This window comes from Mesorhizobium sp. 1B3 (genome assembly GCF_050958605.1).
Taxonomy (GTDB): domain Bacteria; phylum Pseudomonadota; class Alphaproteobacteria; order Rhizobiales; family Rhizobiaceae.
The window spans coordinates 273,653-282,299 of sequence record NZ_JBJHDO010000010.1; the positions used below are offsets into that span (position 1 = coordinate 273,653).

An 8,647-nucleotide genomic window follows, 5' to 3' on the forward strand; every position below is an offset into this window, starting at 1 on the left:
ATCTCACGAGCAGCCACGAGCGATGAGCAGCGAATAGCCCTGCGCATCAGTTCGCGGCGCGGAAATTGGCCAAATCAGGAGGTTTCGAAGCCATGACGACACCAGCCGAGAACGGACGAAAGGCCGGACAGCCTGCCATGCATACACCACCGATCGCGACGGCGCAGGAGTGGGAGGCGGCCCGCCAGCGGCTGCTCGTGAAGGAAAAGGAGCAGACCCGCGCCCGAGACGCCCTGGCCGCCGAGCGCCGGCGAATGCCGTGGATGGCCGTCGAGAAGACCTATGCCTTCGACGGTCCGGCAGGGAAGGTCAGTCTGCTCGACCTGTTCGAAGGCCGGCGTCAGCTGATCGTCTACCGTGCCTTCTTCGAGCCCGAAGTGTTCGGCTGGCCCGACCACGCCTGCAGGGGTTGTTCGATGGTGGCGGACCAGGTCGCCCATGTCGCGCACCTGAACGCCCGTGACACCACCCTCGTCTTCGTCTCGCGTGCGCCTCAAGCGGACATTGCGCGGCTGAAGGCGCGGATGGGCTGGGAGATGCCGTGGTTCACCATTACGGACAGCTTCGACGCCGATTTCGGCGTGGACGAGTGGCACGGCACGAACGTGTTCTACCGCGATGGCGATCGCGTGTTCCGCACCTACTTCGTCAACAATCGCGGCGACGAGCAGATGGGAGGCACCTGGAACTACCTCGACATCACGCCGCTCGGCCGGCAGGAGGTCTGGGAAGACTCGCCCGAGGGTTATCCCCAGACACCGACCTACAAGTGGTGGAACTGGCACGACAGCTACGTTGCAGATGCAGAGCCCGACAAGAAATGGGTCGAGGTGTCGGACGCCGGAGAGGCGGCGTTCCGCAACCAACAGCCAGGCACCAAATCATGAGCCAGGCCTGTTCCGGCGGATCCGACGGGCAGGCGCCTCGCCGGAACGCCGGTGCGGCCTGGATGGCTGACGGGCTGGCCCTCGCGGCAGCGCCGACTTTCGCTATCATGGCGCTGTTGACCGGCGTCTTGGACAGTGGCCCGGCGGAGATGCTCTGCTCTGCCAAGCACGTATCGCCGCTGAGCGGCATGGCCATGATGTACCTGCTGATGAGCGTCTTTTATGCGACCCCGTGGCTACGGCTGATTCTCGCAAGCGTCCGCCGGTCGGCCTGAAGGGGCGCTCGCGCGGATCAGGACTGCGTCGTCACCGATCGACCAGACCTGATCGTGGCTCCTGGTCGTGGCTCCGGCATTTCACGTCGCTGGCGTTTGGCGCAGGCGCCGTCCGAGAGGCTAGTCTCCAGCCATGGAGATCACCGTCGCAGAGCCCGGTCGGAACGGGAAAACCTTTTGTCCCCCGCCGAACCGGCGTTTCGCGCTTGTCGCCGCGATCCTGGCGTCCAGCATGGGTTTCATCGACGGTTCGGTCGTTTCGCTTGCCATGCCGGCGATCCGCGCCGATCTCGCTGCTTCGCTGGTCGACGCCCAATGGATCGGCAACGGCTACATGCTGTTCCTCTCCTCGCTGGTGCTGCTCGGCGGTGCGGCCGGCGATGTGTTCGGCGTCCGTAACATCTTCGCCGGCGGCATCGCTTTCTTTATCGTCACCTCGCTCGCCTGCGCGCTGGCCCCGGATGCGACAACGCTGATCGCCATGCGCGCCCTGCAGGGCGTCGGCGCCGCTTTCATGGTGCCGGGCAGCCTTGCGCTCATCGCCAAAGCCTATCCGCCCGATACGCGCGGCCGTGCCATCGGCCTGTGGGCGGCCTTCTCCTCGCTGACGACAGCCGGCGGCCCCTTCGTGGGAGGCATGATGCTGTCCTTCGGCGCGGATTGGATGTGGCGGCTGATCTTCGCCATAAACGTGCCGATCGGGGTCGTCGCGCTGGCCATGCTGTTTGCCCGGGTTCCCCAGGATCGGCCGCCGGAGAAGCGCCGCCTCGATATTTTCGGGGCCGTGCTCGCCACCGCCGGCCTCGGTCTGATAGCCTGGGGGCTGACCAGTTTCGGCGAACCGGCGCAACATCTGGTCTCGCCCTGGGTCTGGCTCGTCGCGGGCGCCGCGATCTTCGTTTTCTTCATTGCCTGGGAGAAGCGGGTCGCGATGCCTATGGTGAAGCTCGAACTGTTCCGCTCCAAAGCGTTCTCGGGTGCGAACGTCTACACCCTTATCCTGTTCTTCGCCTTCAGCGCGGTTCTGTTCTTCCTGCCCATGACGGTCGTGACGGCCTGGGGCGCCTCGGAATGGCAGGCGAGCCTGCTTGTCGTTCCGCTGTCGCTCTTCATCGCTGTCTTTTCCGGCAAGGCGGGGCGGATAGCGGACCGCAATGGGCCGCGCCTGTTGCTGACTGCCGGAGCGGCGCTGGTTGGTCTTTCCTATGCCGGCCTGGCAGCCACGATGCCGCTGATGCTGATGTGGAAGGTGACTTTCCCGATCCTCCTGCTGCAAGCCATTGGCATGGCGATGCTGGTCTCCCCATTATCGACGGCAGTCATGCAGGCGGTCCCAGATTCCGATACAGGGCTTGCCTCTGGCGTGAACAATGCGGTCGCCCGCGCCGCAGGCCTGATGGCGGTGGCGGCGCTGGGCGCGGTGGCTAGTCTGGTCTTTACATCGACGATGGGCGGTGCGGCGATAGCGGAATTCGGGGCGCGCCCGGAGGCAGCATTGCCGGCCGATGTCGAGGCGCAGCGCATCGTCGCGACGAATCGCGCTTTCCAGGCGATCGCCGCGCTCTCGGCGGTGACCTGTCTCGCGGCGGCCGCTATCGCCTGGGCGACCCAGCCTTCGTGGAAGAAGGTGGAAGATTGAGCCGGCGAAGTGCTCGCTTGAGAAAGACGCTCATCTCCCGAGCAGCCTGGATATCGCCACGGCCCTGCGCCGTCTCGATGCCGATCTTCCACGCCGCCACGGCATCCTTTTCGCGCTTGGCCTCGAGGAGCGCCTTCCCCAGCGATTTCCACGCTGCGGAATAGGACGGGTTCTGCTGCGTCGCCCGTTCGAGATGCCGAATCGCGGCTTCGAAATCGCCTTCCTCCAGATACTCGATGCCCAGGCTGAAGCGCAGCAAGGCCGTATCATGTCCCGCTGCCAGCTTCCGCTCCAGTGCTTCTCGCATGGCTATCGCGCCCCCTCATGGAGGTGGCCATAGCGGCGATTGGCCCAAAGCAACGGGCGGGATCGCGCCGGCACATCCGTGGCGATAATGGCGCCGACGAAAAGCTCGTGATCTGCTGCAGCAATGGCGCCCGCCAGATCGCAATCCATCGCCGCCGCGGCACCGATCAGATGCGGGCGACCCGAAGGCCAGGCGCCCCACACACCGATGAGATGGCGCTGCGATGGCTCGACCTTGCCGGCGAAGGCGTCGGCCACGAGTTCCTGCCCGCGCGACAGCATGGCGAGCGAAAACCCGCCCGTCGCGCGGATCGCCTTCGCCAGCGGGCAGCCGCCCTTGACCGAGACGAGCACGGTAGGGGGCTCGGCCGAGAGCGACAGGACGGCAGTCGCCGTCCGGCCGTGAAGTGTTTCTGCGTCATTGGCACCGATGACGCAGACGGTCGACGCCATGCGGGAGAACGCCTCGGCGAAGGCCGTGCGCGGAATCGCCGGCTTCCCGGTTGGAATGAGATCCAGGTGATGCGGCACCGTCATTTATCGACGAACGCCTTCTCGATTACGAAATGCGCCGGCGTGCCGTGGCTGCCCTCGACGAAACCTCGCGCATCGAGCATCGCCCTGATCTCGGCGAGCATGTCGGGTCCGCCGCAGATCATGATCCTGTCCGCCGCGATATCGAAATCGGGCAGGGACAGATCCTTGAACAACTTGCCGGACCAGATGAGATCGGTCAGCCTGCCGCGGTTGCGATAAGGTTCGCGCGTCACCGTGGGGTAATAGACGAGCTTGTCGCCGATGACTGGGCCGAGATAGGTATCGCCAGGCAGGTCCTTGGTGATGAAATCCGTGTAGGCGAGTTCGGCGATGTGGCGAACGCCATGCGCGAGTATCACCCTCTCGAACCGCTGATAGATTTCCATGTCCTTGATGACGGACAGGAACGGCGCGAGGCCTGTGCCTGTCGACAGCAGCCAGAGCCTTTTTCCGGGCAGGAGATTGTCATGGAGCAGCGTGCCGACGGCCTTCTTGCCGACAAGCACACGGTCGCCCTCGCGGAGGTTCTGCAGCCGCGAGGTCAGAGGGCCGTCGGGCACCTTGATGGAGAAGAATTCGAGGATCTCGTCATAGTTGCCGCTGGCGATCGAATAGGCGCGGGTGAGCGGCTTGCCGGCGATCTCCAGTCCCATCATCGTGAACTGGCCGCTCGAAAACCGGAAACCGGGATCGCGGGTCGTCCGGAAGGAGAACAGCGTATCGGTCCAGTGCCGCACGGCCAGAACCGTTTCTTGATGGAAGTTGCTCATGGATACGAAAGTCTTTCGTCAATCACCGCTTCCGGCGTGGGCGGCGGACATGGAACCGATATCGGTGCGATGCCGTGGTGCCGCCCGCGCTCGACGCAACGGCCCGAAATCGGTTCGGGAAGCACGTTGCGTCGATTGAAGCTTTCTTCGCGCCGAGGTCAGGCGGCCTTGAGCGCCGCTTCCGCGAATTCGTAGTTCGCCAGCCTGTCGAGGAAGTTCGTCACATAATCCGGACGGCGATTGCGGAAGTCGAGATAATAGCTGTGCTCCCAAACATCGAGACCGAGCAGCACCTTGCCCTCACCCGTCGCAAGCGGGTTGGAGCCGTTGGGCGTTTTCGTCACCTTCAGCCTGCCGTCATTCGCCAGCACCAGCCAGGCCCATCCGGACCCGAACTGGCCGACGGCTGCCGTCTTGAAAGCCTCCTTGAAGGCTTCGGCGCTGCCGAAGTCGCCGACGATCTTGGCTTCCAGGGCACCTGGCATGCGGCCGCCATTGGGCGAAAGCACCTGCCAGAACAGGATATGGTTCCAGTGCTGGCCGGCATTGTTGAACACCGGAGCGAGATCGGCCTTCCCGTTGCTGTAGGCAATGATCTCCTCCAGCGACTTGCCTTGCAGTTCGGCATTCTTCTCGACGAAGCCGTTGAGGGCGGTCACATACGCCTGATGGTGCTTGCCATGGTGGAGCTCAAGGGTTTCCGTGCCCATGCCGGCTGCCGCGAGAGCATCGGTCGCATAGGGAAGGGCGGGCAGTTCGAAGGCCATGGTGGAATTCCTTTTCCATTTGCGCATGCGCGTTCCAGCGTTCCGTCGCTTGCATCCCGGCGGCGCATGTCGTATTTTCCAAGACAACTCTTTCTAAATTTGTCGCGATCAATATGTCAAGCGATGCCTTGCTAAATTCAAAGGGATGGAACGCGCGCACGCCGGCGCAGCGCATTCTGATGACGCTCAAGATGCATGGCCCGCAAACCGCGCCTGAGATCGGCAAGCGCTTGTCCATAACGGGAGAAGCGGCTCGGCAGCAGCTCGTGCGGCTGGCCGAGGAGGGGCTGGTAGCAGCACGCTCCGAAGCGCGAGGCGTCGGCCGGCCCTCGCAATTCTGGAAGCTGACACCGGCCGGCAACGGCGAATTTCCCGATACCCATGCCGAACTCACGGTGCACCTTCTGCGCACCATCCAGAGCCGGCTCGGCGATGCCGCGCTGGACGCGATTATATCGGCACGCGAAGAAGAAACGCGCGAAGCCTATCTCCGTGGAATGGAGGGGGCCGACGATCTTCGCGAACGGGTAGACCGCCTGGCACGTATCAGGTCGGCCGAAGGTTACATGGCGGATTGGCAGGAAATGCCGGATGGCAGCCTGCTCTTCGTCGAGAACCATTGCCCGATCTGCGCGGCGGCGACCGCATGCCAGGGGTTCTGCCGGGCCGAGGTAGCGGTGTTCGAGAGCGTGCTCGGGCCCGACGTGCGGGTCGAGCGTCTCGAACATATCATCGCGGGTGCCCGGCGCTGCGCCTACGCCATCGCACCTGCGGACCTGGCATAGACCTGCGCCTGCTTTCCGCCGCTTGTCGCTGTCGCGGCGTGCCTATATGTTCCGGCCGCCATGGTGCCGAAGCAAAGACATCCCAGAGACTGCACGGAGGGAACGCCTAAGGCGGCCTCTTCGGCTCGTCTTGCCCTGGATTTGGATAGAGTGCGCTGGTGATCGAGTTAAGGTCGGTTACCCATCGCTTCGGCGACCGGACGGTGCTGAAGGAAGTGGATCTCGTTCTCGCCGAGCGGCGGATCGCGGTGATCGGAGCCAATGGTTCGGGCAAGAGCACTTTCGCGCGTCTCTTGAACGGGCTCTTGCTGCCCAGCCAGGGCAGCGTCCGCATTGACGGGATCGATACGCGCGAACACGGCAAGGAAGTTCGCAGGAAGGTGGGGTTCGTGTTCCAGAACCCGGACAACCAGATCGTCTTCCCGGTCGTCGAGGAGGATCTGGCTTTCGGCTTGAAGAACCTGAAGCTGTCGCGCGAGGAGGTCCGCGCCAGGGTCGATCGGGCGTTGGAGCAATACGGCCTCGCCGAATACCGCAACCATCCGGCCCATCTCTTGAGCGGTGGCCAGAAGCAGCTCCTCGCGATCTCCGCCGTTCTGGTGATGGAGCCGAACTACGTCGTGTTCGACGAGCCGACGACGGCGCTCGATCTCAGGAACAAGCGAAAGATCACGCGCTTCATCCATGAGCTCGCCCAAGCCTCCATCGTGGTGTCGCACGATCTCGACCTTCTGTCCGACTTCGATCGCGTGATCGCCTTCGACGAGGGCAGGGTGGTTCTCGACGGCTCGCCCCGTGACGTGATCGGCCGCTATATCGAGATGATGGAATGACGATCGGCGTCTACATTCACGGCGAAAGCGCGCTGCATCGCGTGGCGCCGGGCGGCAAGCTCGTCGCCCTGCTGATTCTCGGCACGCTGATCATCCTTGTCGGGAACCCCTTTGCTCTCGCCGCGCTGCTCGTCGCTGTGCTCGGGCTCTATCGACTGGCCGGATTGTCCTTGCGAACGGCCTGGCAGCAGCTTCGACCCGCACTCTTCCTGTTCGCCATCCTCTTCGCCGTGCAATGGGCCTATCACGGACCGCTCGAGGGTGCGGTTGTGATCGCCCGCTTTGTCATCCTTATCCTTTTCGCCGCGCTGGTGTCGCTGACGACACGGGTCTCGGACATGCTCGATACCGTCATGTCGGCTGTGCGGCCGCTTGCCCATGTCGGAATCAGCCCGACCAAGGTCGGTCTCGCCTTCGCGCTGGCGATCCGCTTCATTCCGGTCATCGCCGAGCAGTTCGCCGAGATCCGTGAGGCGCAACGGGCGCGAGGATTGGAACGCAGCTACCGCGCCATCGCGATTCCGCTCATCGTGAGGACACTGAAAATGGCGACGGAGATCGGGGACGCCATCGAGGCGCGTTCCTTCGATCCGGACGACGCCCGCAAATTTGCCATCCGCCGGGCCAAGCGATCCAGGCCGGCGGCCTTGCAGTCCGATACCCGAAAGGAGACATTATGAGCAGCCGGGATCTCGTCTACATTGCGCTCTTTGCGGCGATCACTGCCGCCCTTGCTCTCTTCCCCCCCTTCATGCTGCCGGTCGGCGGTGTGCCGATCACCGCCCAGTCGCTCGCGCCGATGCTTGCCGGCTGTATCCTCGGGGCACGGCGAGGAGGACTTGCGCTTCTCCTTTTCATCGTGCTCGTCGCCATCGGTCTGCCCCTGATGCCCGGCGGGCGCGGCGGCTTCGGCGTGATCATGAGCCCGAGCGGCGGCTTCATCCTGGCCTGGGCTGTGGGAGCCTTCGTCGTCGGCTATCTCGTGGAGCGTAGCTGGGGGCGGCTCAACCTGGTCACGGCCGGCCTTGCCTGTGTGGTGGGCGGCATCCTCGTCGTCTATCTCATCGGTATTCCCTGGATGGCAGCGTTCGCCGGCATTTCGCTGGCCAAGGCGACGGCGGTGTCGGCCGCCTATGTTCCAGGCGATCTGATCAAGGTGGCCGTGGCGGCCGCGGTGGCTGTGACCGTCAAGAAGTCCTATCCTCTGATCGAGGCGAAGACCGCCTGAGGCTGTTTGCGACTTCGAGGTGATGCAGAATGATAAATATGCGCGGGCATCACCTCCTCTGCGTTCTCACCTTCCAGGGCGCGGGGTACAATCCGCGCTTCACCCGTAATCTCGCGGCGATCGTCGAGCGGCTTTCCGCCGGTGAGGAGATCCTGATCGTTGCCGGCCCCGACGATATCTGCGCACCCGTCCTGGACGATGCCGATTCCCATTGCGGCCTTGTCCGTGTCGAGGCACGCGACGCGCTTGCGCTCGATGCCGTATCGGCCCTAATCGGCCGGCCGCTTTCCCCCGGAGATACGCTCTATCTCGATGCTCCGACTGTTCAGGCGCTTCGTTCTTCTTTCGCCGAAGGGACGGTCCGGGCGGCGTGCGAAGACTGCGACTGGCATGGCCTGTGCAGCAGGATCGCGGCACATGGGTTCGGTTCCACAAAACTTCTGCCTGTTTCGTAGGCAGTTTTAGATCCCTGGATAAGCCGCCGGCAGAGGAAGCTGGCCGAGCACTCCCGCGCGGCCTTCATTCCGCGTCACGAATCTCGTTCCAATATCCCCTAGGCAGTCCCGGCTGTTCCTCCCTTCGAATAAGACATTGTTAAACATTCATTTTTCGGCGGGATC

12 protein-coding genes are annotated in these 8,647 nt (G+C 63.7%); 8 read left to right on the forward strand and 4 right to left on the reverse strand.

Going from position 1 to position 8,647, the window contains the following annotated elements; translation table 11 throughout:
- Nucleotides 1-92: 92 nt before the first annotated feature.
- From ACCO56_RS24835 to ACCO56_RS24845, 3 genes are all read left to right on the forward strand, one after another.
- Nucleotides 93-887 (forward strand): DUF899 domain-containing protein, encoded by a 795-nt coding sequence (locus ACCO56_RS24835; RefSeq protein WP_433643562.1) that lies wholly within the window; start codon nucleotides 93-95, stop codon nucleotides 885-887.
- A complete protein-coding gene (locus ACCO56_RS24840; protein WP_433643563.1) occupies nucleotides 884-1,162 on the forward strand; it encodes a hypothetical protein in 279 nt (92 codons plus the stop codon). Before ACCO56_RS24835 ends, ACCO56_RS24840 begins: the two co-directional genes overlap by 4 nt.
- Nucleotides 1,163-1,394: 232 nt before the next feature.
- Complete coding sequence (locus ACCO56_RS24845; RefSeq protein WP_433643564.1) at nucleotides 1,395-2,801, forward strand: MFS transporter; 1,407 nt, start codon at nucleotides 1,395-1,397, stop codon at nucleotides 2,799-2,801.
- Here ACCO56_RS24845 and ACCO56_RS24850 read toward each other — a convergent pair.
- The 4 genes from ACCO56_RS24850 to ACCO56_RS24865 form a co-directional block, all read right to left on the reverse strand.
- Entirely contained in the window at nucleotides 2,755-3,108 is a 354-nt protein-coding gene (locus ACCO56_RS24850) for a tetratricopeptide repeat protein (RefSeq protein WP_433643565.1), read from the reverse strand. The two genes, ACCO56_RS24845 and ACCO56_RS24850, sit on opposite strands and share 47 nt — an antisense overlap.
- Nucleotides 3,109-3,110: 2 nt before the next feature.
- The gene (locus tag ACCO56_RS24855; protein ID WP_433643566.1) at nucleotides 3,111-3,644 is read right to left on the reverse strand and encodes a flavin reductase family protein; all 534 of its coding nucleotides are present in this window, start codon (nucleotides 3,642-3,644) and stop codon (nucleotides 3,111-3,113) included.
- Nucleotides 3,641-4,414 carry a ferredoxin--NADP reductase gene (locus ACCO56_RS24860; protein WP_433643567.1) on the reverse strand — a complete coding sequence of 258 codons (774 nt, stop codon included), beginning with the start codon at nucleotides 4,412-4,414 and terminating at the stop codon, nucleotides 3,641-3,643. The genes ACCO56_RS24855 and ACCO56_RS24860 overlap by 4 nt, the downstream gene beginning before the upstream one ends.
- 158 nt (nucleotides 4,415-4,572) lie before the next feature.
- On the reverse strand, nucleotides 4,573-5,181 hold the full coding sequence (locus ACCO56_RS24865) for a superoxide dismutase (protein ID WP_433643568.1): 609 nt from the start codon (nucleotides 5,179-5,181) through the stop codon (nucleotides 4,573-4,575).
- Between the two features lie 179 nt (nucleotides 5,182-5,360).
- On the opposite strand from ACCO56_RS24865, the gene ACCO56_RS24870 reads away from it, so the two are divergent.
- From ACCO56_RS24870 to ACCO56_RS24890, 5 genes are all read left to right on the forward strand, one after another.
- A complete protein-coding gene (locus ACCO56_RS24870) occupies nucleotides 5,361-5,966 on the forward strand; it encodes a helix-turn-helix transcriptional regulator (protein WP_433643569.1) in 606 nt (201 codons plus the stop codon).
- A 155-nt stretch (nucleotides 5,967-6,121) separates the two neighbouring features.
- The gene (locus tag ACCO56_RS24875; protein WP_433643584.1) at nucleotides 6,122-6,799 is read left to right on the forward strand and encodes an energy-coupling factor ABC transporter ATP-binding protein; all 678 of its coding nucleotides are present in this window, start codon (nucleotides 6,122-6,124) and stop codon (nucleotides 6,797-6,799) included.
- The gene (locus tag ACCO56_RS24880; protein WP_433643570.1) at nucleotides 6,796-7,479 is read left to right on the forward strand and encodes an energy-coupling factor transporter transmembrane component T family protein; all 684 of its coding nucleotides are present in this window, start codon (nucleotides 6,796-6,798) and stop codon (nucleotides 7,477-7,479) included. The genes ACCO56_RS24875 and ACCO56_RS24880 overlap by 4 nt, the downstream gene beginning before the upstream one ends.
- Complete coding sequence (locus ACCO56_RS24885) at nucleotides 7,476-8,027, forward strand: biotin transporter BioY (protein WP_433643571.1); 552 nt, start codon at nucleotides 7,476-7,478, stop codon at nucleotides 8,025-8,027. The genes ACCO56_RS24880 and ACCO56_RS24885 overlap by 4 nt, the downstream gene beginning before the upstream one ends.
- Before the next feature lie 29 nt (nucleotides 8,028-8,056).
- Nucleotides 8,057-8,482 carry a DUF1284 domain-containing protein gene (locus tag ACCO56_RS24890; protein ID WP_433643572.1) on the forward strand — a complete coding sequence of 142 codons (426 nt, stop codon included), beginning with the start codon at nucleotides 8,057-8,059 and terminating at the stop codon, nucleotides 8,480-8,482.
- The last annotated feature ends 165 nt before the right edge of the window (nucleotides 8,483-8,647 follow it).

Coding starts and splice junctions, on each gene's coding strand:
- ACCO56_RS24835 (WP_433643562.1), top strand. CDS start 93: ATGACGACACCAGCCGAGAACGGACGAAAGGCCGGACAGCCTGCCATG.
- ACCO56_RS24840 (WP_433643563.1), top strand. CDS start 884: ATGAGCCAGGCCTGTTCCGGCGGATCCGACGGGCAGGCGCCTCGCCGG.
- ACCO56_RS24845 (WP_433643564.1), top strand. CDS start 1,395: ATGGGTTTCATCGACGGTTCGGTCGTTTCGCTTGCCATGCCGGCGATC.
- ACCO56_RS24850 (WP_433643565.1), bottom strand. CDS start 3,108: ATGCGAGAAGCACTGGAGCGGAAGCTGGCAGCGGGACATGATACGGCC.
- ACCO56_RS24855 (WP_433643566.1), bottom strand. CDS start 3,644: ATGACGGTGCCGCATCACCTGGATCTCATTCCAACCGGGAAGCCGGCG.
- ACCO56_RS24860 (WP_433643567.1), bottom strand. CDS start 4,414: ATGAGCAACTTCCATCAAGAAACGGTTCTGGCCGTGCGGCACTGGACC.
- ACCO56_RS24865 (WP_433643568.1), bottom strand. CDS start 5,181: ATGGCCTTCGAACTGCCCGCCCTTCCCTATGCGACCGATGCTCTCGCG.
- ACCO56_RS24870 (WP_433643569.1), top strand. CDS start 5,361: ATGACGCTCAAGATGCATGGCCCGCAAACCGCGCCTGAGATCGGCAAG.
- ACCO56_RS24880 (WP_433643570.1), top strand. CDS start 6,796: ATGACGATCGGCGTCTACATTCACGGCGAAAGCGCGCTGCATCGCGTG.
- ACCO56_RS24885 (WP_433643571.1), top strand. CDS start 7,476: ATGAGCAGCCGGGATCTCGTCTACATTGCGCTCTTTGCGGCGATCACT.
- ACCO56_RS24890 (WP_433643572.1), top strand. CDS start 8,057: ATGATAAATATGCGCGGGCATCACCTCCTCTGCGTTCTCACCTTCCAG.